Consider the following 24,623-nt stretch of genomic DNA (forward strand, 5'->3'; position numbering starts at 1 on the left):
AATCTTCACGTTATTTACACACTATATTAATATCTGAATTATTGCATTTGAGGCGAATACATATTAAAATAAATGGATAAGTTATATACATTAGTAGAAAGGGGATATATACTATGAAGAATTTAACTAAATTAGCTCTTACCCTCGCAGCCGCAGGCGGCGTGTGCTACCTTTTTAAGGACAAGCTCAAGGCCACAAAAGCATACCAGACTGTTGAATCAAACGACACCATAAAGAAAGCAAAAGCAGCAGCTTCAGATTCTTATCACAAGGTTAAGGATTCTGAAGCCGTCAGAAAGATAAAAGAAAATGAGAATGTCCAAAAGGCAACATCAGCAGCCTCAGAAACATATCATAAAGTAAAGGATTCTGAGTCTGTCCAGAAGGCAAAGGAAGCACTGAAGGATACTTACCATAAGGTAAAGGATTCAGACACAGTAAAAAAAGCAAAGGATACCGTATCTGACAAATACGACAAGCTCAAGGATACTATAAAGGACAAGATGGATCATCCGGAGGATGCAGACCGTGAGTATTTCACACTTCACGGTGAGAGTGAAGACGAATCTTCCGCATCGGACGTCACCATCTCAGGCAATGATGCTTCAATCAGTGCCGCTTCAGAGGCAACTGACGAGGAGACAGCCAAGGCTGTGACCGAGGCCGTTGCAGAGACTGAGGACGTCATCGCAGAGGCAACCGGTGCTGTTGCCCAGGCGGCAGACTCAAAGAGTGCCGATGTAATCGGTGATGAGTATATGGGACTTTCCGATACATCAGAGGATCCTGCAGTTCTTGAGGAACAGGACAAGCTAGACGTATAAATCCGTATTATCAGAAAATGTGCTTTATGCACAAAAGGTGCCGCATGCAATTCAGATCTTAATCAATCTATATATCGCATGCGACGCCTTTTGTTCTATAGGTTAGGTATTGTTCTATAGGTATTGTTCTATGCCCAATTTAAAATTGACTTTTATACTGGCTTTTATATTATCTTGCAAGTTACATTTTGACTGCTATCTCTTAACTCTCTTATCGTCCGACAGATATGAAAGAGCTTCATTGATGTCTTTTTCCGAGCGAAAATCCTGCTCATATGTAACTCCATCCACATCGACCATGAGAAGCTTATATATCTTCTTTTTGCCTGATCCTATGTTTGAGGATGTCCTGAGCTTCTTGAATGTCTCTATGTTGTCCAACGCAACCACATCCGTGTGCCACATCCCATGGCAAACAAAGTATTTGTCCGTTATAGCTATTCCATACTGATCGTAATACATCTCATACCTGAGCTGGGAGTCTATATCTCTGATAGTCTGCCTGTCAGCCCGCTTTCCAAGAACATCTCTGACACTGCGTACCTTCCACGGGCAACTCACCTCGTATATGCATCTGACGATCACATATACAGACCAAAGCACTGTCACTATCAGCACCAGGAGCATCATGTTGTAATATATCCTTGGGAAATCCACCTCGCTTATTATGAGGGGATACATTCTCGTCTCAAGCTGTGCTACGGCAATCCCCATATCTGATGTTATCCCATCTATGATCGATGAGTACTCACTTCCTCCGGATATCATTCTTCCCTTTATAGTATAATTGAGTACTACGTCATCATTGCTCTTTAACAGAAGTATCGCATACCGCCCATCCTGCTGACAAATGTAATAGCTTCCCTGTCTCTCCGAGTCAACAAAATAATCATATCCGAGGTAGTCCGCCCTATCAACTGTGATCTTAACATCACTGCCATATGGATTTGATATGCTCTCTATCTCATTGAGTGTCCTGTATGTCTTGCTGTCAAGTCTGTTAAACAGTTCAAATCGCCCTGCCATCATCAACATGAACACTGTCATAAGGACAGCCAGCACTACTCCAGGTATTCTGTTTTTTAAAAGATAACATTCAAACTTTTTGTTCTTAAACATATTGTCTCCAGATTATTTAGAAATGTCCACTGGCACCGCCGTGTCCACCGCCTCCGCCTCCAGAACCGCCAGAGCTGTCAGATGACGACTGAATCTTGACACTGTGAACTTCCTTTCTTATAAATATATCTCTTCTGTCAATGATCTGTGCATTTCCGTCACTGTATGTGGACGCTGTCGTCGTGTCCTTTCCAGCCTTCTTTGAATAGTTGATGCAGAAGAAGATTATAGAAAGCACAAGAGAAACAACAAAGCATATAAATGGTGACAGGAAGTTGATTCCATGACCACTTCCAGCCATAGCCTTCTGTGTCTTGCTTATCATTCTCTCAAATCCTCCCACAGGATCATCGCGAAGAATCTTGCATCCATAATCAACTATCTTCTGTGCCTTTGAGTTGCTGATTCTGTCCCTTGCCTTTCCGCCTGTGGAATATCCAAGATCTCCAGTATCCCAATTTGCAACTATCACGACACTTGTGCTCGTATCATATCCATCAAGATAAGATCCCTGAGGCCATGCCTCCCAGCCAAATCTGTAATAGTCACACAGATCACTTGCCAGCTGCCAGCTGTCACCTATGTACATACCAATATCTGACAGATCTGTGCTGCTGTCTACTATAAATATAACGAAATCCATACCTACTTTTTCCTGTATGGCTTCTATATCCGCCCTGATGGTGGATTCCTGTGAATCCGTGAGTTTGTCTGCATAATCAAACAGACGTTCATTTGTCTTGCAAGCCTCGTTGTTTCTAGCATCATGCTTCAGATTTGCACTGGACTTCACAAAATACATAATAATAAACACGATACCGATGCCCATTATTATAAACATAGTTATCAGGAATTTCTTTAATGTTTTATTCATTTACAGCACCCCCAATAACAATGATAATCCGTCAAGTCCGATAAATACTGATGCCATAACAAGGGCTGTCAGTCCGACCGCCTTACCTATGCTTCTAGGCGGTGTCCCGATACATTTACCCGTCTGGCCGTTCACGTAGAACTTATAGTTCTGATTCTGAAATCTGTACTCATACACCCATACCGGCATGAGTGCAAACTTTGTTCCGGTCTGCCTGTTGTTGCTTGTGAATCTCTCGCTTGTGAGCGTGTCATAACCGCTGGTATACTCACGTATCCAGCCCCTGTTCGCCTTGTCAGCTTTTTCCTGTGCCCTGAATGCAAGCTGATCTGGCGGCATATTGTATGTCTCAGCCTCAAATCCCGAAAGAAACTTATTGTCATGCTTTATAAGCTCCGCATAATCATATGGTTCCATGAGATCCATGATGCCATCCTCCATGGCTATGGAAGCATCAACCGGGATTCCCTGGTAGTTGACATGTATCTTTCTTGCTACATCAAAATATGAAGTCTCTGTGTACCTCTTGTCTCCGGATGTCCAGGTTCTCACCTTCGTTCCAACCGCCTGATAGTCCACATTTGAGTCGTAATCATACATCCAAAATGGAACATATACTCCCTTGAGATGTTCCAGTGTCTTCTGGGAAAGGAACGATCCCGGCAGGAACAACTTCTTTCCAAATTCTTCTTTGAGTTTTTCCTCTGCCTCGTGCTTTGATATCTTAAATGGAAGCACCGCATCCGCGCCATACTGATAACTGACCTTATCATCCCTGAGCTGATATGTACCACATGCCGGACATCGTCCCGCAGACTGAAACTCTGTGTATGGAATCTGTGAACCACAATTCACACAGACCATAGGTTCCTTTGACGGAACTACTTCCTGACACTCACTGCCACCACAGCTCATGCAGATCATCATCTTCTTCGATGGCTCATACACAACATTGCCGCCACAATTTACACAGCGATATAACAACTTATTATTCCCCCTGTCCTTTTTCTGATATATTTTCTTGTTACCTGTCATCAACTGCCCCTTAAAATACACTTGATGATATTCGTGCACATTCAGCGCACGGCTCCGTTTTTTCACCGGGATTCGCCTGATTCCCCCTTATTGCGAGTTCTCTATATCATGATTCGCACCTACGGTGCTTTCCGTTGCTGTCGCAACTATCATGATCCAATTCGCCGCTCACCAATCATGCAAGCATGTTGGCTCACTTGCGCTCATTATACCATACCGTCCCATTTTTTAGAACATTGAATTGACTGCATTAAGATTGATTTATATCTCAGTTTTAAAACGATATTTTTTCGTAATTTTTTGTAACACATTTCATGCCTCAGAATATGGTATACCATGAACAAAATCATTGGAGGCTTACCATGAGTGACTTATCAGCAACACAGTGTGCTTGTGGAAGAAACGGACTTTCTTGCGGAGGTTCCTGCGGATGCAACAGTTGCACACTTATCATCATTCTTCTTCTCTTCTGCGGTGGCTGCGGCGACAACGGATTCGGAGGCGGCTGCGGTAACGACAACAGCTGTATATGGATAATTCTTCTCCTGTTATGCTGCGGAGGTTGCGGTAACAGCAACAACGGCTGTGGCTGCGGTGGCTGCGGAAATGACTGCGGCTGCTGCTAACAGCCCGGAGTCAGTCACAGCTAAAGACGAAGCATAAACTTGTGTTTTGTGCTCTTAATCTATGCCAGCAGGAGCAATTCTGCTGGTATTTTTTTATTACTCCACACATAGATTATAGTATAACTGCAAAGGTCTGCCGACATCTGAGTATGCATAATGGAGAGGCACATGTTTAGTGGTAATTTTCGTCATCCCCTCGACAACTTAATACGTGATGACAGTCTTTTCATGCTCGAGGCAATTCTTCCATTTGTGTCTGACAACATGAAAGCACCACTTGCCATGTACATAAAGATCATGGAGCTCCAGTCTATCCTCTCCTGTCTTCAGGACAGAAACTACATGGAAAGCTGCGGTCTCCACAAGGACATCAATAACCAGGATGACATCCTGTCCTCTCTTGCTGCATGCGGTTTTCCTGATGTCCAGGGACAATTTGCAAATATCAAAAAAATGATGGATATGATGAAGGTGATGGAGGCATCGAAGGAAATGTCTGGCAAAGGATCCAGGGGCAGCGGCCTGTTCTCCAATCTGTTTGGCACCTCTTCATCATCAGAAAATGATACTGAACCCCTGTACGAACACTACAGACCGAACGGTTGTGAAAACCAGAATAGCTCTTATGCAGATGAGGCTCAAGATAACCCGTATTCAAATGATTCCCAGGCTGCACAAGACATTCATACATCAGACGACCTGTACGGTTCCATCCAGGATCTGTTCGATGAATATGATCGGAATAATCTATAGATCTGACTGAATTATTTCCAGAAAGGACTTTTTATATGAATCTTCAAAACGACCCAAGACTTAGAAATATGCACCCGCTTAAAAGGGAGATCCTATTTCGTCTTTCCCACACCGCAACGGCCATGTCTCCAGAACAGATTCTCCCGCAGCTCATGGAGATCAACAACGAGCTGAAGAAACGTGATCTGTCATTTAGCAAAGCAGAATCCGAGATTGTGATCGATATCCTGTCCGAGGGAATGTCTCCCCAAGAAAAGCAGAAGATCAATATGCTCCGAAGTTTTCTGTAGCCAGCAGCCACGTATACCCTATCCCGTAGATATATTTCATTTTTATATATCTACAGGATATACTTATACGTGTTTTGTCGCTTATAGCCAGTGCCGTTATGTCTGACCTATTTTTATATTTGTTTTATGGGAACTCTTCCACATAAGGGTTCTCGTATACTTCTTACATCGAAAGGGTTTTATAATGGATATATTTGAAGCAGGCAAGCGCATAAAGAAAATAAGGAAATCACTCAAACTTACTCAGGAGCAACTTGCAGAGAAGGCTGGCATATCTGCCCACTTTGTCTACGAGATAGAACACGGTCAGAAAACCATGAGTCTGTACACTCTGACTGATATCGCTCTAGCTCTCGGCACCTCCACCGACTATATTCTGTTTGGCAGAACTCCGGATATCTCTTCCGGCGCCCGTGATGTCATGATAAATGACGACCTCAGCCACATCATTGAGACTGTTCCTCTGTCAAAGAGAGACGCTATCAAGAATATTGTGAAGAGTGTGCTGCCGTATATTAAGTAGTCACAATAATGATAAAATAATTTGCTACCTGCACCATAATATCGCAGTAACCATCTCCGGACTCCTTATTGGATACAACCACCTGCTCACCATAGTGTTTATGTAACATTCTGCTCAATGTAAGAATGCTGAACCTTATGGCCTCGTTTGCGATGATCCTGCTAAACATTTCACATGCAGTATTGTAATCCTCCCTTCTTAACCACTTTAGCTAAGCATCTACTATATTCTACCTTGTAAGGCAAAAAAACAAAGAGAAAAAGGTTGTGCAGGAATATATTTCTCCGCACAACCTTTTTCTATCTCTTTATTATCTACTCATTTCTGAATAAACATATAGCTTTATTTCATAACTATATTCACAATACGTCCAGGAACATAAATCTCTTTGATAACGTTACCTGTAAGCTTGTCGGCAATTACTTCCTTAGCCTTTGCGATAACCTCATCCTTAGGATCTTCCTTGCCGATTGCAAGTGTTGCCTTTGTCTTACCGTTGATCTGTACTGCAATCTCAACTGTTGACTCAACTGTCTTTGTCTCATCGAACTCTGGCCATGTCTGCTGATATACATATCCGCCGTAGTTCTTTACTGACCACAGCTCCTCTGTGATATGAGGTGCAACAGGGTTTAACAGAATGAGCAGTGTCTTGAACTCATCTGCTGTTACGCTTCCCTTCTTGTAGAAGTCGTTGAGAAGTGCCATCATGGCTGCGATAGCTGTGTTGTACTTCAGGTTCTCGAAGTCATTTGAAACCTTCTTGATGACCTGATGCATCTTGGTCTCCATATCCTTGGAGTAGCCCTTCTCATCTGTAACGCTGTCCTGAAGCTTCCATACTCTGTCGAGGAATCTTCTACAGCCCTTGACACCGTCCTCTGACCATGAAGCTGCAAGGTCAAATGCTCCGATGAACATCTCGTAGGTACGAAGTGTATCTGCACCGTATACATCTACGATGTCGTCAGGATTTACAACGTTGCCTCTTGACTTACTCATCTTCTCGCCGTTCTCACCGAGGATCATACCATGTGATGTTCTCTTCTGGTATGGCTCTGGTGTAGGAACTACGCCCTGATCGTACAGGAACTTGTGCCAGAATCTTGAATACAGAAGGTGAAGTGTTGTATGCTCCATTCCTCCATTGTACCAGTCAACAGGAAGCCAGTACTTGAGTGCCTCCTTGCTTGCAAGAGCCTCTGTGTTGTGAGGATCTGTATATCTGAGGAAATACCATGATGATCCAGCCCACTGTGGCATGGTATCCGTCTCTCTCTTTGCAGGGCCACCACAGCATGGACATGTGGTGTTTACCCAGTCTGTCATAGCTGCAAGTGGTGACTCGCCATTGTCTGTCGGCATGTAGCTGTCTACCTCTGGAAGAAGCAGCGGAAGCTGGCTCTCGTCGATAGGTACATAACCACACTTATCGCAGTGAACGATAGGAATTGGCTCGCCCCAGTATCTCTGACGTGAGAATACCCAGTCACGGAGCTTGTAGTTGGTCTTTGCCTGACCGATACCCTTCTCCTCAAGGAACTTGATCATCTTCTCCTTTGCATCCTTTACCTCAAGTCCATTGAGGAAATCTGAGTTGATAAGCACTCCTGTTGCCACGTCTGTAAATGCAGCCTCATTTATATCCACTTCCTCGCCATCCTTTGCAACAACCTGGATGAGTGGAAGTCCGAACTTCTTTGCAAATTCCCAGTCTCTGTCATCATGTGCTGGAACCGCCATGATAGCACCTGTTCCGTAGCTCATAAGTACATAGTCTGAAACATAGATTGGGATCTCCTTGCCATTTACAGGGTTGATGGCTGTGAGCCCATCTATGCATACACCAGTCTTATCCTTTGCAAGCTCTGAACGCTCGAAGTCGCTCTTCTTTGCTGCCTGCTCACGATATGCCTCGATGTCTGACCAGTTGCCGATCTCATCCTTGTACTTGTCAAGGATTGGATGCTCTGGTGAAACTACCATGTATGTTACTCCGAACAGTGTGTCGCATCTTGTTGTATATATGCGGAGCTTGTCCTCTTTGCCCTTTACTGAGAAATCTACCTCAGCTCCTGTTGATCGTCCGATCCAGTTCTTCTGTGAAACCTTTACACGCTCGATGTAATCCACGCCGTCAAGTCCCTCGATGAGCTTGTCTGCGTAATCTGTGATCTTGAGCATCCACTCAGACTTAACCTTGCGGACAACCTCGCTGCCGCAACGCTCACATACGCCGTTGACAACTTCCTCATTTGCAAGACCAACCTTACATGATGTACACCAGTTGATAGGCATCTCCTTCTTGTATGCGAGACCAGCCTTGAAAAGCTTAAGGAATATCCACTGTGTCCACTTGTAGTATTCAGGGTCTGTTGTGTTGATCTCTCTGTCCCAGTCGAATGAGTATCCAAGTGAGTGGAGCTGTTTCTTGAATCTTGCAACATTGGTCTTGGTTACTTCCTTTGGATGGATCTTGTTCTTGATCGCATAGTTCTCTGTAGGGAGACCAAATGCATCCCAGCCCATTGGATACAGAACGTTGTAGCCCTGCATTCTTCTCTTTCTTGCCACTATATCCAGCGCTGTGTATGGTCTTGGGTGACCTACGTGAAGTCCCTGTCCTGATGGGTATGGGAATTCAACTAACGCATAGTACTTTGGTTTTGAATAATCATCTGTAGCAGCAAATGCCTTGTTGTCATCCCAGACCTTCTGCCACTTTCCTTCAACGACTTTGTGGTTGTATGTCTCAGCCATTTTTGAAAATGCCTCCTTGAAATTATTCTTTGATATCTTTAATATCAATCAATTTTTGATAATTCTGATGCTTTATGCTTTGATCATTATCTGTTCAGGCTGCAGCGTATTTTCAGCCTTATTCTCTCTAATCTTAACTATATTAGCATATTAGCTGTGTTTTTCAAACTATTTTTTAGTATATACCCTGCATATTCTTTGTTCACCATGATATGCCGGTTTTTGCTTTTCTCTCACTTTCTGCATATCACAAACTGCCGCTCTTATCCAAATACTTTCTTGATGCTGTCATAGTGAAGGAATATCCCCTGTTCTGCATATTCCTTTATCTCATCCAGAGTTGCCAGCTTGAAACCATCGGTCTCCGCCTCCTGAGGTCTGACATCCTTTTCTTCAAAGTCACCTGTGAATTTGTACACATCCACAAAGTAGTTGTCCTTCTCATCCGGGTTATCTCTTCTATATGTAAACTGCAGACCTCCATCGAAATCGCTTATGTCTATACCAGTCTCCTCAATCACCTCTCGTCTGACAGCCTCTATGGATGATTCTCCCGCCTGCACTCCGCCGCCGGATACCTCCCACCAGCCTGCTGCCCACGCCTTTGTCATGACACGCTTGGTTATCAGATATTTTCCCTCTCTGTTCTGAAGCACACCGAGCACTGTGAGGTGATAATCCCCCGGCTTCATATTCCAGTCATTTCTCTTCATAGTGCGCCCTGTCGGCTGCTTGTTCACATCGTAAATATCCCAGTATTCCATCTCTACTTGTCCTCTTTCTTCCTTCTTTAATTGCTCATATTTTTTCCTTATGCTACAATATATTATATGTGAATTATTGAAATTCACAAGTAGCTGACAAGTTTTTTTACGAAATATGGGGGTATACATATATGAAAAAAGGATTATCTTTTCTTGCCGTTGCTGCATTTGCAGCTGCCATTACACTGACCGGATCTATCCCTGCATTTGCACGGGACTCATACGATGCACCTTCTGGTTATCACATCGGCACTTCTGAATCATCCAGTTCCGATGAACAAGACTCTTCTCTGAGTGAGATTGAAAAGGATTTTTCTGCAGATCTTGCAGATATCGCATCTACTCAGACTTATATAAGTTTATATGCTCTTGACTCGTCATACGCAGATATGCTGACTATCCCTGAGTCCTATAACCAGAACTACCAGTTAGGCAAATATGGTCTCACCGGTGCTTTGACATACGAAGTCATAAGTGGTGAATCTGTAAAGGTATCTGACTCTGGTCTGGTTGAGCCCAATTGCGAAATATGGTACTGGCTGAATGGTTTTGGTTCATCATCTCCTATGGAAGGAGCTACCAAAACATATGAATATATAACGGGCAAATCTGTTGTAAGAATCTCAAATGGTAAGAAGTCAACAGATATAACCTTCAATGTTGTGAATTATGCTTACCACTATGCAGATGAAATCCAGAAAACTTTCATTGCAAATAGCATCTCAGATTCCATGACAGAATACCAAAAACTTGAAGCTATAACCAATTATGTAGCAGATACATACAACTACAGCCCAGATTATTCCTCAGGAATATCCATGATAATATCTGGCGGCGGTGACTGCTGGGCAAGCTGTGACCTTATCATGAGTCTCTGCGATCTGGTTGGGATCAAAAATCATGTACGCATAGCTAACAGAGATCCAGGTGCCGGAAGCGGACACCGGAATGTAGTTGCCCTGTGTGATGGTAAACTATACATAGCGGATGCAGGATATGTTGGCGATGCTCCAAGGGGGCGTGACCTGTATGAGACGACTGCATTTTCTAACGACAACGGCGTACTCTACCAGTATGATGGCTTTGACGATGATATAGTCATTCCAGATGGTATCACCGCAATTGGTGAGGAAAGCAATAACGTATTTTATTACTCAGCAAACTATGATTCCATCACTGCAATATCCATCCCTTCAAGCGTATCGTATATATCAAATGTTGCATTTGCCGGAACAAAAAAGCTCAAGAATCTATATGTGGACAGTGCCAATAAATTCTATAAAAGTATAGATGGCGTTTTATATACCAAAGATGGCAAGACCATATACACGGTTCCGAATGGCAAGAGCAAAGTCAGCATACCTCGTGGGGTTGCCACCATTGGAGATTACTGCTTCTATTACAGTTCATCAATTTCATCAGTATCTATTCCGGATACAGTGACCTCTATTGGTGTAGGCGCATTTGGCGATTGTCTTTCACTTTCGTCAATAAAAATTCCAAAGTCAGTCAAAACCATAGGTGACTTCGCCTTCTATAATGACTCCTGCAGAGTCATTATTCTTTCAAAGGACGTGGTGTTTGGCAAAAATGTGGCACCTTATTGCACTCTTGTTGGCTATTCAGGAAGCAGTACAGAAAAATACGCAAAAGAAAACAATATTGGTTTTATTGCCCTTGAATCAGACGGACGCTACATAGGCACAGTCAACGGGAAAACATGCATCAGGGATGCATACGGTAAGATCGTGAACTTCACCGGACTCAGAAATGTAAAAGGTGTTTTAACTTATTTCAAAAACGGCATTAAATGCAATGACAAAACCCTTGTAAAATACAAAAACAAATACTACTTTGTAAAGAATGGCACTATATGCAGAGCCAGATCTCTTGTAAAATACAAAAACAGATATTACTATGTAAAAAATGGTACCATATTCAAGAAAACCCTTATAACCGAACTAAACAAAAAGAAATATTATATCAAGAATGGTATCTGGTGTAGCAAGACCACTGCTCTCGTCAAATATAACAAAAAAATATATTATATAAGAAAGGGTGCAGTCTATACCAAATTTACAGGACTGAAGAAATACAAAGGACATGTATATTCTATTCGAAAGGGCATCGTTGTAAAGAAGGTCAGATGATATGTTTTATAATTACCGGAGGCTGATATGAACACTTATGAAATATTCGCCAGCGTCTATGATGAATTGATGGACAACATTCCATACGATGACTGGTGCACATATATAATAGAAGTTTTAAAAAAATACGGAGTAAACAACGGTCTGGTCTGTGAACTTGGCTGCGGCACCGGTGAAGTCACGGAAAGGCTGGCGGACGCAGGATATGACATGATCGGCATTGACAATTCATACGAGATGCTTGAAGTGGCAAATGAAAAAAAGCTCGATACCGGTCACGAATCCATTTTATATCTCATGCAGGACATGAGGGAGTTTGAGCTGTTTGGCACGGTGAATGCGATAGTATGTGTGTGCGACAGTATCAACTATCTCACCGAGCTTTCTGATATCACACATGTTTTCAGGCTGGCGAACAACTATCTTGAGTCAAGGGGTATATTTGTCTGCGACTTCAAGACACGACATTACTTTAGGGACGTAGTAGCTGACAGCACCATAGCCGAGGACAGGGATGATGTGAGTTTCATATGGGATAACTACTATGATGCAGAAACCGACATCAATGAGCTTGCACTCAGTCTGTTTCTCCCTGAAGAACCTGATGACGAGTGTCCACTATACCGGAAATATCAGGAATTCCATTACCAGCGCGGTCTCACTCTTGAGGACATGAGAAAATGCGTAGCCGATTCGGGTATGGAACTTGTCGCCATGTATGATGCATTTACATTTGAGCCCGCCACAGATTCAAGCGAGCGTGTATATGTGGTTGCAAGGGAGACGCATCAGGATAACAAACACTATGAATAGACTTGTCTTACCGTCATTAGTAATATAAAATAGTGAAGATTGTCCTATATACATCATTATTATAATGAGATTACCACCGAGGTGACAGGACAGATCTCAAAATATAATAACACTAATAAACATAGAACAGAGAGGTATATAACATGAGTGATCATATAATAAGAGGTATGGCAGCGAACAATCAGGTAAGATTCTTCGCCGGTACAACAAGAGATATCGTGGAGACCGCAAGGTCTATCCACAACACAAGCCCTGTGGCAACGGCTGCACTGGGAAGACTGCTCACAGCAGGAGCACTTATGGGCGCACAGTGCAAGAATGAATCCGATGTACTTACACTTCAGATCCAGTGCAATGGTCCGATAGGCGGACTGACCGTAACTGCAGATGCACACTCCAGAGTCAAAGGCTATGTCAACAATCCCAATGTGATACTTCACGCAAATGACAAGGGCAAGCTGGATGTTGCAAAAGCCCTCGATCTGGGTGTTTTGTCAGTCATCAAGGATATAGGCCTCAAGGAGCCTTATGTCGGTCAGACGCAGCTCGTATCCGGTGAGATCGCCGAGGATCTGACATATTACTTTGCAACATCAGAGCAGATCCCTACTTCTGTCGCCCTTGGCGTACTTATGGAGAAAGATAACACAGTAAAACAGGCTGGCGGATTCATCATCCAGCTCATGCCATTTGCATCGGATGAACTCATCGACGTTCTCGAAAAGAGACTGAACGAGTTCTCATCCATCACAAGTTTACTTGATGAAGGCAAGACTCCTCTCGACATCATCAAGGATGTATTTGAGGGATATGATGTGGTCGTGACGGATGAACTCCCTACAGAGTGGCACTGCAACTGCAGCAAGGAGAGATACTACAATGCGGTACTCAGCCTCGGGAAGAAAGAGATCGCAAGTCTCCTTGAGGAGGGCGAACCTATAGAGGTCAACTGCCAGTTCTGCAACTCACATTACAAGTTCTCACCAGACGAACTTAAGGAGATGCTTCTTAAGGCGGCTGCCAGATAAACAAGCATCCCGCCATAAAACCCCGGATGGCTTCGCACCACATGCAAAACCATCCGGGGTTATTTAATATCAGGTTATCACCAAAACCTTATACTATTTCCTAAGCCAGTTTTCCGGCATCAAGATGATAACATCTATCACACAGAAGATCGATATCATCCGAGTTATGGGATGACAGTAAAATAGTCGTTTCCTTTTCTTTCTCTTTGATAAGGATCTGCCTTATATCTTTTACCATTTCCTTATCAAGGCCATTAAATGGTTCATCCAAAATGAGTAATTGCGGCTGCTCCATGAGCGCCTGGGCAAGTCCCAGTCTCTGACGCATTCCAAGGGAATACTTTCTGACTGAGCGTCTGAGTTTCGGATCAAGACCGACCAGTTCCATATATGAACATATATCCTCTTCCGTTATTTTCCCGCGCAGGTCAGCCAATATTTTTAAATTCTTAAAACCACTGTAGTAGGGGATAAATCCGGGATTCTCTATAATTATTCCTACATTCTCAGGGAAATCAATATCTTTTCCTATCTCCTTCCCCCCCACTTCTATCGTTCCGCTGTAGTCATTGTAAAATCCGCAGATACACTTCATAAGCATAGTCTTTCCTGAACCGTTTCCTCCTACAAGTCCTACTATCTCGCCCTTATCAACCTTTATGGATACATTATCCAATATTGTATATTCCTTCGTCTTTAACGTTACGTTATTTACTTCTATCATCTATTCCTGTTCCCCCCTTAATCTGTCAACATTTAACTTCTTTGAAAAATGCATAACAAGTAAATATCCCACCACAAGTAACACCCCCAATATCAATATGGATATCCAAGGCGACATGACATATTTCCTATAATAGTTCTGGAAATGTATCCATAATATGGAATGACTTACAGGGAAAACCCACATCCACTTTGACTTCACTGCACAAAATACTATTCCTACTGCTATGGATATCATCACCACCCAGAATGTCAAAGTCTTTTTTCCATATATAGATGCTAATAACATGGCTAAACTACAGGATAACAGGAACATAAACAGCAACAGATAGCTAATTGCAAATGCCTCATACGGCGACATCTGGTTGTACAAATTCATAGGTATCAGATCGTACATTGCACTGCTCTTATCACTTTCTGTAACCACAAGACTCCACCCATTTATCAGGAATGAAAATGAAACGGTCTGTACCAGTGTTGATATTATGACAAATAACAGATATGTGAGAAGACTTACTATCTGAAAAACAATCTGTCCCATGATCCAGTTAATTCGGCCTGTCCTTGTAAGATAAAAATATGTATTCCCACTTACTCTGGGGAAATCTGCCATTATAACCAGATAAACCAGAGGCATAAGCAGAAGCAATACTCCTGAATTTGCTACTGCTATAACCGGCTCCATCGCGTTTATCGGCTGCCCCATCCCCATTGATAGATTCCGCATTGGGAGAAGTACGATTTCTCTAACCATCACAACCAGTACCACACACATCAGCATCCTGGGATTTGTAATCCACTCTATATATTCTCTTCTGAAAACACACGTGATCTGTCTTGGAGAGATCTTTCTGTTCATGCACGCACCCCCCTATACTTTTTTATCCACAGCTTGTATCCCATATAATAGAAAATAACCGCCAATATAATAAACATATATATCTTTAAATTGAACAGAACATGTGCTGCAACATAGTTCAATAAAAACGGCACACACAATACAATATATATATTCTGGGTAATACTCACTAGCCCACATGATATTATGCTTAACAAGGCTCCCCAGCAGATCATGTTAAGGCTGTATTTTACCACCTGCCATAACATTCCAAATATATTTTGGTCTTCCAGTCCTACAACCTGACTCTGTCCAAAATCATAATAAGAGGGAAAGAACACACATACAATCGATGCAAATAATAAGAACCCCATAAGCAATGCAGCCACACCACCAATCAGGCTGCTGCAATATTTACTATGAATATATTTTTTTACTCCTATCCTGCTAAAATGGAAATAATTATTATTCGTTCTAAGTTCATCACATATGATCGGAAGGGATGCCACAGAAGTGATGAGTGGAAGTGCAAGATACAGATTACCATAAAGCACAACCGAAAAAGCATCTGCCCAGGTGGTGATCCTCCTGATATCATCATATCCATACACGATAACCTCTATTATAGAGACCGTCTTTTCCCCACTCACTCCAATTCCACTGCAAAGACACATAGACAAAATAACAAACACATTTATCAGCACAAAATAACCATTAATGTTGTTAATCAATCTCCGCATTAATATTTTACCTCCAGTTAATTTCTGTACATTAACCTCTAATTTCCATGGAAACTGTTTGCAGCAAAATCATCAGTGACCGTTCCATCGATCATGTCTACGTTGATATACACTAGACCATTTTCCTCGTCTGAAAATGAATAAGAAAAATCATCTTCCTGATAACCATTTGGTATAAGGAACGAATAAACCGGTCTTGCCTCCATGATTATTCCCTCATCTTCTACTGACTCTTTCTCCGGATCATATAGTGGTCTGAGTACATATTCGATCCGCACTTCCACCACATTAAGCCTGTTAAAGCCTGACATTTTCTCCTCAACGAGTTTTAACGCACTATTGAAATCAATTACTTTATCAGCCATATCCTCACTTTCTACATCTACATTGAGCTGTGTTACACAATCTGATACCGTATCAGGCTTTTCCACATCCAGATCAACGCCTGATGTCATAGCCACTATAACCACCCCACCACCTGAAATATTATTATCCATGGGATACGTCAAATAAGACAAACCGACACCTTTATACATCGGCTGGTAAAACAATCCAACATAGTCGTTTCCCTGATCGTCCGTTCTGACATACACGGTCTTGGCTTTATATGTAAGATCACCTTTCAAATACTTGAATTCATTCACCCACCTATCTGTTCCTGCGATCACATCCTTCAGGCTTACGGATGTTCCATCCAGATTACAGACCAAATCCGGACAATCTTCTCTGCCTAAATACACACGATTGGTTATCTTCAAATAATTATCCGATCTCACATACTGATTATAACGCCCTAACCAAAATCCAAATGTACCATTGTCCTGTATCCATCCTTCACTGTCTTTGTCATAAAAATTCCATCCGCCTCCAGCGGTTTCTGATCTTTCCCAGTCCACATCGCCTTTCCCAATAAGATCAGCGAATTCATCTCTGTTATCAGTGAACTTTTCTTTGGCCTTAAAATATACCACGCCAACATCTTCTACATCAGAAAAGTCTATCTTAGATGGCAGCTCCAGATTATCCGGCTTGTACGTTATATCCTCGATATCAACATTCTTTAACTCCTGCGGGCTGCAGTAATCCACCCCTTCAAGATCTATCTGCTTGCTTTCGCCGTAGCCGTTCATATTTTTCTTTACCTGATCCGGTGCTTCCTGACATCCGGATAGTATGCATACACATCCCAGAAAAGCCAACAGTAATTTTTTCATTGTAAATTCCCCCTTCACGTCAAATAGCCAGACAGTATTTTGATTACAATCTGGCTATTCTATGTTTATATTACCATTATATCTTTTTCCTTTATAATTTAGAAAATAAAATATCCCGAACTGTAAAGAGAATTTAATATACTTGGGTTTGTTATTGCGGCCCTACCTGTTACACTTGTTCCTTTTTTTACCTTATCTGGTGAATCAACAGACTTACAGGTATTTAAAAATACACTCAAGCCACCTGAAGATGATTGAACATATACCCATCCGTTACCACTGCAACTGAAGCTTGAAATTACAGCACTCACTACCTTAGTTGAACTCATAGTTCCCGATACAGTCTTACTTGTGATCACATCACTTGATGGCGCTCCCTTAGTATATCTCAAAGACCATCCAGCCGTTGCAGCCTTAGTGGAAATTGCAGTTATCATTATTGCAGCCACTACCAATATTACGATCTTCCCCATATTTAATATCGACTTTTTACTATTCATATACACTTGCTCCCTTCTGATTTATTTGTGTTACTTTCTTTTACCGTTTTCCTGCTTCTGTGTTTATCAATACTTCTGGCCGCTTGGGTTCATACAGGAGCCCCCAACAATTATGACCGGCTTTCTCTCTTGCAACCCACTCAACAACTTTTGCAAGACCTGTATAAATCATCTTTTTCCTGTCATTCACTCCCCCTGTCCTCCTTTCACTAAAATCTTATTATGCCCTTATATTTAGTATATCTTTATACTAACATTATTTTTGTTACTTACAAGTACATTGGTCATGAACGACATATTTCTGGTCGCAATCGACATTTTTCACACTTATCTTTCATCACTTATTTTATTTATATATGCTATAATATATTTATATAATTAATTGAAAGGAAAACACTTATATGGAATATATATGGGAATTATTTATAAATTTACTTGGCACATCCCTTTTTTTTATATTTGCAAATGGCAAACTGGACAGAAAAGAAATACGATATATCTACGCTAAACAGACCATTGCCTGCATTATCATTTCTATAGTATTGTGGATTATGAATATATACAACATGCCTACCATATTAACAATACTTTTTGTTCTCATTTTATTTCATTACATATATGTGGAAATCTTTTTTTCGGCTTCACATATAGAGAAGTTCTTTTGGGTAATCGTCTTTGCAATGACATCCATATTTGCGGAAGCACTTACCACAATAATTCCCACACAGCTTTTTCACATAGACCTGTCCGAAGAACTAATGGGGGGAACTCTGAGAATTCCATTCACATTACTTTACATGCTGCTCATCGCAGTGTTTGTCATCACACTATTATGTTTTTCATCCAGAACATTTAAACTTAACTTCATAGAAAAGATCAGTTTTATTTTTATATCCGTACTATGTATAATAATCGAAAATCTAATTGTCGTAACACAGACAGTTAAGTACAAATCTCATATAAGATTACTTACAAACACCTTGTATATGGTGTTCTTCCTTGTACTAGCTTTATTTGTGGCACTCACTATATATGTATATCAACTTGGGATTCAAAGAGAAAGATTTCTCCAATTGTCTAAAGAACAAATTATTTCTGATATGGAAAACAAGCAATACGAACAGATTATAAGTTCAATAGCTGAACTCAGATATTTAAAGCATGATATTTATAACCATCTTAATGCTTTAAATACATTGTTATCCAATCAGGATTATATCGAAGCCCAACATTATATACATGAATTGTCCGACTCAATAGAATCCGACCATTATATATTAACTAGTGGTAATTCTACCATGGACAGTATTCTCACAAACAAGTTCATACAATGCAAATCGTCTGGAATTAAAGTCAACTACTCTGTTTTTTTACCAGAATGTATACCTCTTTCCGACATCGAGATATGCTCAATTATCGGCAATCTATTTGACAATGCCATTGAGGCCTGCTTAAGAATATCTAGTGACGACGAAAAATGCATAGACCTAAATATAAAACCTTTTCAACAAATGTTATCAATTGTGATATTAAATACCTCTGACGGTATATATATCCCACACAAGTCACACACATTTGCATCAAGAAAAACCGAATTGTCTAATATAAATCACGGACTTGGTTTATCACGTATAGAAACCATCGTGAAAAAACATAACGGAATGATGGACATCACTCCATCAAAAAAGGATTTCACTGTATCAATACTGCTACCATTATCTGAAAGCGAGGTATAGGTTGATGAATATTAAAATTGCTATATTAGAAGATAACAACATACAAGCTGGACAATTGATTAAAATTATAAATAATTGGGGAAATAATAAATTGCACGCTATTTCAATTACACACTACAAAACATCAAGTGATATTCTTAATGATGAAAATGCGATAAATTGTAATCTGCTTTTCTCTGATATAGAACTAGAAAAAAATCTACGCAAAACGGACACAATAGAACCTTGTGACCAAAACGGAATTGAAATTTGTATTCAACTTCGAAAAAATGGTTTCAAAGGCGATATAATTTTTCTCACAGCTTTTAAAGACTATGTTTTTGATGGTTATCATGTACAGGCAACAAACTATCTTCTAAAACCTGTAACTTACGAGACCATAGAAAAATGTCTTAACAACTATACAGCCTTACATCAAGCCGATTATTATTATATACATAAAGATAAAAACATAAAGCAAATTCCATACAATTCTATAATTTCTATAAGCAGATTGGGACATGATTGCTGTATTAATACTACGTCCGGACTTTATACAGAACGTACCTCTCTTCAAACTATAGAAAAACATATGCCTGTCCAATTTGTCAGATGTCATAAATCATGCATTATAAACATGAATTACGTTACATCCCTTTCAGGTTCCACTATACATCTTTCAAATAAACAGACGCAACTTGTCGGTAGAACTTATTACGAAAGTATAAAAAATGCACTATTAAAAATGGTTCGGAATTCGTACTAAGGAGATACAAATGATTGAAAAAATTTCTTCCAAACTTGCTATTAATTTATTAAATAAAATTCATGTGGATGATCATGATACACAATACGAGATACTGGAATATGGAATAGAATGTATTATAAATATGCTTATTCCTATATCCTTTTATACTATACTTGCTGTTTACATAAAATTTTTACCCCAAATGCTAATATGGCTTTTCTTTTTTCTCTTTTATCGTAATTTGATAGGCGGTTACCATGCCGACTCGCACATAAAATGTATTTTTTTTAGTTCTCTTTATGGTTTAACAGCTATATATTCAATTCAATTATTATCATGTATAAATCTCTATCTCCAAATAATTACACTTTTTTTACTTTTTATAATTCACATATTAACAAAACCTATCATTCATCATTTAGATGATGATACTCCAGAATATATAAGAAAATATAGAATTAAAATCTTCATATTCTTTGTTATTTCATGTGTTTTGATTCTTATTTGCAACAGTCCTATGACATCAATCAGTACTGCCATATTTACTGGTCTAATCAGTGCTGAAATATTATATGTAATTGCGTGTTTTAAACATAGATACCACTAATATTTCTAATATGTCATCTGTTTAACTATTCCTACCTTGCATCCCTCACTCATGCCATCAAATTTTCGCCATTTGCCCTTATTTTTACTATATTTTTGTACATTATAATTATTGCATTGGTTTTTTCACTATGCTAGAATGTTAAACGTTGTAAAGTAGACTAAATTAGAAAGAAAGAGTGAAAATTATGAAGATAACAAGAGATGATATCAGAAATGTGGCTATCATCGCCCACGTTGACCATGGTAAGACAACACTTGTAGACGAGCTCTTAAAGCAGAGCGGTGTATTCCGTGACAACCAGGAGGTCGCTGAGCGTGTCATGGATTCCAACGATATCGAGCGTGAAAGAGGTATCACTATCCTCTCCAAGAACACTGCCGTAACATATGGGAACACCAAGATCAACATCATTGATACTCCGGGTCATGCCGACTTCGGCGGTGAGGTCGAGCGAGTTCTGAAGATGGTAAACGGCGTAATCCTCGTTGTTGACGCATTTGAGGGACCTATGCCACAGACTAAGTTCGTTCTGAAAAAAGCTCTTGAGCTTAATCTTGCAGTTATCGTATGTGTAAATAAATGTGATCGTCCGGAGGCACGCCCTGATGAGGTCGTTGACGAAGTTCTTGAGCTTCTCATCGAGCTTGATGCAAATGAAGATCAGCTTGACTGTCCATTTGTATTTGCTTCCGCAAAGTCTGGATATGCAACCCTTGACTCATCTGCGCCGGGTACAGACATGAAGCCTCTGTTCGACACTATCATTGATTACATTCCTGCCCCTACAGGTGATCCTGATGCAGGTGTACAGATGCTTGTCAGCACCATCGACTACAACGAGTACGTTGGACGTATCGGTGTCGGCAAAGTCGACAACGGTGTCCTCAAGATAAATGAGGATCTCGTCATCGTAAACGAGCATGACCCAGACAAGCTTGAGAAGGTTCGTATCGGAAAGCTTTTCGAGTATGAAGGACTTAACAAGATAGAAGTCAAGGAAGCACAGATCGGCTCTATAGTTGCAGTTTCAGGTATCGCAGATGTACAGATAGGTGATACTCTCTGCTCCCCTGAGAATCCTGATCCAATTCCTTTCCAGAAGATTTCTGAGCCAACCATCGCCATGACATTCATGGTAAATGACTCTCCTCTCGCAGGCAAGGAAGGCAAGTTCGTGACATCAAGACATCTCCGTGAGAGACTTTTCAGAGAGCTGAACACAGATGTCAGCCTCAGAGTTGAGGAGACAGACACAACTGAGGCATTCAAGGTTTCAGGTCGTGGTGAGCTCCACCTGTCAGTCCTCATCGAGAACATGAGACGTGAGGGTTACGAGTTTGCAGTAAGTAAGGCTGAGGTTATCTACAAGGAAGATGAGCTCGGACATAAGCTTGAGCCATTTGAGATCGCTTATATAGATGTACCGGATGAATTTGCCGGAACAATAATCAACATGCTGAACCAGAGAAAAGGTGAGCTCCAGGGAATGGCTCCTACAGGAAACGGAACCACAAGACTTGAGTTCTCTGTTCCATCCCGTGGACTTATCGGATTCCGTGGAGACTTCATGACTGCTACCAAGGGTACCGGAATCATCAACACAACATTCGATGAGTATCTCCCATACAAGGGTGACATGAGCTACCGTTCAAAAGGCTCACTCATCGCATTTGAGTCAGGTACTTCGATCACATACGGTCTGTTCAACGCACAGGAGCGTGGAACTCTGTTTATCGGACCAGGTGAGCAGGTTTATGCCGGTATGGTTGTCGGTGAGAATCCTCGTGCAGAGGACATGGAAGTCAATGTCTGCAAGAAGAAGCAGCTTACCAATACTCGTTCTTCAGGATCAGATGACGCCCTTAAGCTTTCACCTCCAAAGGTGATGAGTCTTGAGCAGGCTCTTGATTTCATCGACACTGATGAGCTCCTTGAGATCACACCAAAGTCATTCAGGATCCGTAAGAAGATTCTTGACCACACTCTGCGTTACAGAGCTAACAGAAAGTAGACCGACGAACGAAATATAACTATAACATAAAAGAGATAACTCACACTCTGATGCGAATTATCTCTTTTCTTTTTTATGCTATTTATCGGCGGTTATTTATCTACTTGTTTTTTAGGGTCTTTTTTTGTCTTTTTTATGTAGTTTATCTATTTGTCCTTTGGGGCTTTTGGGCTTTTTATGTAATTTATCTATTTGGGCTTTTCTGTCTTTTCTGTAAATCATCTTAACCCATGGGCATCCTGACCCATGTAATTTGTAACACCATGTTTTTCTATTTTGTTTAGAATTCAAATGTATTTGATACAAAATTATACTAACTTCCAGCAGGAGTCGCATTCTAGGATAACTTCTTTATTTTTTATACCTTGCCCCCAATTACAGGATGATTCAGGATAATTTTATCCTTTTTATCCATAAACAGACCGATTAGGGAAAAACTCTTTATCTACAAACAGACCGATCATAGAAAACCATATTTAATTCAAATGGAAGTCAGAGCACATAAGACTATCCGATCATTCAGCTCCCTCAGTTTAAAAAACGCCCTATTTTAACGCCATATTCTCTTCTAGCTTCTATCTTCTGGCTTCTATCTTCTGGTCACTGCGTCTATCGGTCTGAGTTTCGTGGCCCAGCGCGCCGGGAAGTAGCCCGCTGCCACACCGAGAACCACAGAGCCCATCATCCCGGCAAGCGCCAGCCACCAAGGTATATATGATATATTTGTCCCCTTCGCCAGATGGAACATACTTACAGCACATTTGTCTATGATCACCTTTACTCCGTAAGAACAGCCAACCCCAAGTACACCGCCTGCCGCACCAATAATCGCTGCCTCGGCAAGGAACAGAAGTCTCAGCTCATCAATATCGCAGCCGAGAACTTTGAGTATTCCTATCTCATTTACACGGTCAAATACCGAAGTGGTCATGGTATTGCTTATTCCGATCACGGCTACCACGAGCGCTATCGTTCCTATGCCTCCAAGGAGCAGCTGTATCATCTTCAGATACTTTTGTATGGTGTCAAGGTATTCCTTTGCATTCTCTGTCTGGTATCCCATGTCCTGAAACTTCTTAACAATAGCATCCACATTGTTGGTGTCGTCCACTGTCACGATCGCCGCAGTGTATATGAACTCCCGGTAGCTATTGCCATTTCCATCCACCGGCTGCCCTTCAAGCTTTCCATCCACGCTCACTCTCTTTAACAGACTCTTCAAATAATCCATATCACAATAAATCGTCTGTGACTTTTCACTGTAGGTTGAAGTATACACCTCTCCCTCTGTATTATCTGAATCGTCATCGGAAGCTATGTCTGCACTCCCATCTGCCAGCACACCCGTAAGTTTCAGCTTGACTGTCTTTGCATTCTCATCCCCCCAGCCAAATACCGTATCAAATCGCCTGCCTGTAAGTGAACCAATGCCCTTTTTCTCTTTTTTTTCAAAGCTCGTATAGGTGTTCGGATTAAAGAACAATTTTCCTACACTGCTCCCTGCCGCAAAGCCCTTGCCATCTGAGTCTTTTATCACATTTTCGCCATTTATAAGTTTCCATGTTGAAAGTTCATCGCCAGGAACACCCACAAGATTTCCATAATACTCATATTCCCCATACTTCATAGTGACAGGAACTTCGTATACCGAATAACATCCACTCACATTCGAAAATTTTGAGAATGTCTCTATCGTTTTGTCTGTTATCATCCTGTCCTTGTGCTTGCCTCCGGTCTCACTGTATACCTTTATCTGATTAACACTTCCGCTATCTACGACAGAATCTATCATCTCTTTTTTCACACCGAGTCCTACAGACATCAGCGCAACTACTGAGATAACACCTATCATTACTCCCAGAACGGTCAGAAAGGTTCGAATCTTTCTCCTTTTCATATTCATAAGGCACAAATGCCATATCCATCCCATATATCATCTTCCCCCTGTATATTGAAATATCAAGT

General features: G+C 41.1%; 25 protein-coding genes. 12 read left to right on the forward strand and 13 right to left on the reverse strand.

The features are described from left to right. The first annotated feature begins 113 nt into the window (after nt 1-113). Complete coding sequence (locus NQ536_RS09250) at nt 114-824, forward strand: hypothetical protein (protein WP_004849213.1); 711 nt, start codon at nt 114-116, stop codon at nt 822-824. Nucleotides 825-1,019: 195 nt separating this feature from the next. Here the strand turns inward: NQ536_RS09250 and NQ536_RS09255 are convergent, their stop codons facing one another. The 3 genes from NQ536_RS09255 to NQ536_RS09265 are packed head-to-tail and all read right to left on the reverse strand — an operon-like array spanning nt 1,020 to nt 3,852. Beyond that, complete coding sequence (locus NQ536_RS09255; RefSeq protein WP_004849214.1) at nt 1,020-1,943, reverse strand: hypothetical protein; 924 nt, start codon at nt 1,941-1,943, stop codon at nt 1,020-1,022. A 16-nt stretch (nt 1,944-1,959) separates the two neighbouring features. Continuing rightward, nucleotides 1,960-2,817 (reverse strand): TPM domain-containing protein, encoded by an 858-nt coding sequence (locus NQ536_RS09260; protein WP_004849217.1) that lies wholly within the window; start codon nt 2,815-2,817, stop codon nt 1,960-1,962. Beyond that, nucleotides 2,818-3,852, reverse strand: coding sequence for a hypothetical protein (locus tag NQ536_RS09265; protein ID WP_227909638.1), 1,035 nt, complete (start codon nt 3,850-3,852; stop codon nt 2,818-2,820). A 362-nt stretch (nt 3,853-4,214) separates the two neighbouring features. Here NQ536_RS09265 and NQ536_RS09270 point away from each other — a divergent pair, with 362 nt between their 5' ends. The 4 genes from NQ536_RS09270 to NQ536_RS09285 all read left to right on the forward strand — a co-directional run bounded on the left by NQ536_RS09270 (nt 4,215) and on the right by NQ536_RS09285 (nt 6,044). Then, nucleotides 4,215-4,478 (forward strand): hypothetical protein, encoded by a 264-nt coding sequence (locus tag NQ536_RS09270; protein WP_044997756.1) that lies wholly within the window; start codon nt 4,215-4,217, stop codon nt 4,476-4,478. Nucleotides 4,479-4,646: 168 nt separating this feature from the next. Then, the gene (locus NQ536_RS09275; RefSeq protein WP_022058182.1) at nt 4,647-5,231 is read left to right on the forward strand and encodes a hypothetical protein; all 585 of its coding nucleotides are present in this window, start codon (nt 4,647-4,649) and stop codon (nt 5,229-5,231) included. 35 nt (nt 5,232-5,266) lie between these two features. Continuing rightward, nucleotides 5,267-5,521, forward strand: a complete 255-nt coding sequence (locus tag NQ536_RS09280; protein WP_004849224.1) for a hypothetical protein — start codon at nt 5,267-5,269, stop codon at nt 5,519-5,521. Nucleotides 5,522-5,705: 184 nt separating this feature from the next. Beyond that, nucleotides 5,706-6,044 carry a helix-turn-helix domain-containing protein gene (locus NQ536_RS09285; protein WP_004849226.1) on the forward strand — a complete coding sequence of 113 codons (339 nt, stop codon included), beginning with the start codon at nt 5,706-5,708 and terminating at the stop codon, nt 6,042-6,044. On the opposite strand, the gene NQ536_RS09290 is transcribed toward NQ536_RS09285, so the two are convergent. The 3 genes from NQ536_RS09290 to NQ536_RS09300 form a co-directional block, all read right to left on the reverse strand. Continuing rightward, complete coding sequence (locus tag NQ536_RS09290) at nt 6,037-6,213, reverse strand: hypothetical protein (protein ID WP_004849229.1); 177 nt, start codon at nt 6,211-6,213, stop codon at nt 6,037-6,039. The genes NQ536_RS09285 and NQ536_RS09290 overlap by 8 nt on opposite strands. Before the next feature lie 173 nt (nt 6,214-6,386). Then, nucleotides 6,387-8,804, reverse strand: coding sequence for a leucine--tRNA ligase (gene leuS, locus NQ536_RS09295; protein ID WP_044997757.1), 2,418 nt, complete (start codon nt 8,802-8,804; stop codon nt 6,387-6,389). 263 nt (nt 8,805-9,067) lie between these two features. Further along, entirely contained in the window at nt 9,068-9,568 is a 501-nt protein-coding gene (locus tag NQ536_RS09300) for an NUDIX hydrolase (RefSeq protein WP_022058184.1), read from the reverse strand. 131 nt (nt 9,569-9,699) lie between these two features. On the opposite strand from NQ536_RS09300, the gene NQ536_RS09305 reads away from it, so the two are divergent. From NQ536_RS09305 to hslO, 3 genes are all read left to right on the forward strand, one after another. After that, nucleotides 9,700-11,718, forward strand: coding sequence for a leucine-rich repeat domain-containing protein (locus NQ536_RS09305; protein WP_004849237.1), 2,019 nt, complete (start codon nt 9,700-9,702; stop codon nt 11,716-11,718). 27 nt (nt 11,719-11,745) lie between these two features. Further along, nucleotides 11,746-12,531, forward strand: a complete 786-nt coding sequence (locus NQ536_RS09310) for a class I SAM-dependent DNA methyltransferase (RefSeq protein WP_004849239.1) — start codon at nt 11,746-11,748, stop codon at nt 12,529-12,531. A gap of 143 nt (nt 12,532-12,674) precedes the next feature. Further along, nucleotides 12,675-13,559 carry an Hsp33 family molecular chaperone HslO gene (hslO, locus tag NQ536_RS09315; protein WP_004849241.1) on the forward strand — a complete coding sequence of 295 codons (885 nt, stop codon included), beginning with the start codon at nt 12,675-12,677 and terminating at the stop codon, nt 13,557-13,559. A gap of 100 nt (nt 13,560-13,659) precedes the next feature. Here the strand turns inward: hslO and NQ536_RS09320 are convergent, their stop codons facing one another. From NQ536_RS09320 to NQ536_RS09345, 6 genes are all read right to left on the reverse strand, one after another. Beyond that, nucleotides 13,660-14,283 carry an ABC transporter ATP-binding protein gene (locus tag NQ536_RS09320; RefSeq protein WP_004849242.1) on the reverse strand — a complete coding sequence of 208 codons (624 nt, stop codon included), beginning with the start codon at nt 14,281-14,283 and terminating at the stop codon, nt 13,660-13,662. Continuing rightward, entirely contained in the window at nt 14,284-15,141 is an 858-nt protein-coding gene (locus NQ536_RS09325) for a hypothetical protein (protein ID WP_004849244.1), read from the reverse strand. Continuing rightward, entirely contained in the window at nt 15,138-15,860 is a 723-nt protein-coding gene (locus tag NQ536_RS09330; RefSeq protein WP_004849246.1) for a hypothetical protein, read from the reverse strand. Before NQ536_RS09330 ends, NQ536_RS09325 begins: the two co-directional genes overlap by 4 nt. A gap of 38 nt (nt 15,861-15,898) precedes the next feature. Then, nucleotides 15,899-17,074, reverse strand: coding sequence for a hypothetical protein (locus NQ536_RS09335; protein ID WP_022058190.1), 1,176 nt, complete (start codon nt 17,072-17,074; stop codon nt 15,899-15,901). A gap of 98 nt (nt 17,075-17,172) precedes the next feature. Next, complete coding sequence (locus NQ536_RS09340; RefSeq protein ID WP_004849250.1) at nt 17,173-17,574, reverse strand: hypothetical protein; 402 nt, start codon at nt 17,572-17,574, stop codon at nt 17,173-17,175. 40 nt (nt 17,575-17,614) lie between these two features. Then, nucleotides 17,615-17,764 carry a cyclic lactone autoinducer peptide gene (locus NQ536_RS09345; protein ID WP_004849252.1) on the reverse strand — a complete coding sequence of 50 codons (150 nt, stop codon included), beginning with the start codon at nt 17,762-17,764 and terminating at the stop codon, nt 17,615-17,617. A gap of 211 nt (nt 17,765-17,975) precedes the next feature. On the opposite strand from NQ536_RS09345, the gene NQ536_RS09350 reads away from it, so the two are divergent. The 4 genes from NQ536_RS09350 (at nt 17,976) to typA (ending at nt 22,658) form a co-directional block, all read left to right on the forward strand. After that, nucleotides 17,976-19,310, forward strand: coding sequence for a sensor histidine kinase (locus NQ536_RS09350; protein ID WP_004849254.1), 1,335 nt, complete (start codon nt 17,976-17,978; stop codon nt 19,308-19,310). Between the two features lie 4 nt (nt 19,311-19,314). Further along, entirely contained in the window at nt 19,315-20,055 is a 741-nt protein-coding gene (locus tag NQ536_RS09355) for a LytR/AlgR family response regulator transcription factor (RefSeq protein ID WP_004849256.1), read from the forward strand. 10 nt (nt 20,056-20,065) lie between these two features. Further along, nucleotides 20,066-20,644 (forward strand): accessory gene regulator B family protein, encoded by a 579-nt coding sequence (locus tag NQ536_RS14035; RefSeq protein WP_004849258.1) that lies wholly within the window; start codon nt 20,066-20,068, stop codon nt 20,642-20,644. 187 nt (nt 20,645-20,831) lie between these two features. Next, the gene (gene typA, locus NQ536_RS09360) at nt 20,832-22,658 is read left to right on the forward strand and encodes a translational GTPase TypA (RefSeq protein WP_004849259.1); all 1,827 of its coding nucleotides are present in this window, start codon (nt 20,832-20,834) and stop codon (nt 22,656-22,658) included. Nucleotides 22,659-23,247: 589 nt separating this feature from the next. On the opposite strand, the gene NQ536_RS09365 is transcribed toward typA, so the two are convergent. Continuing rightward, complete coding sequence (locus NQ536_RS09365) at nt 23,248-24,555, reverse strand: ABC transporter permease (RefSeq protein WP_259805294.1); 1,308 nt, start codon at nt 24,553-24,555, stop codon at nt 23,248-23,250. Nucleotides 24,556-24,623 lie beyond the last annotated feature (68 nt).

The organism is Coprococcus eutactus (assembly GCF_025149915.1).
GTDB lineage: Bacteria > Bacillota > Clostridia > Lachnospirales > Lachnospiraceae > Coprococcus > Coprococcus eutactus.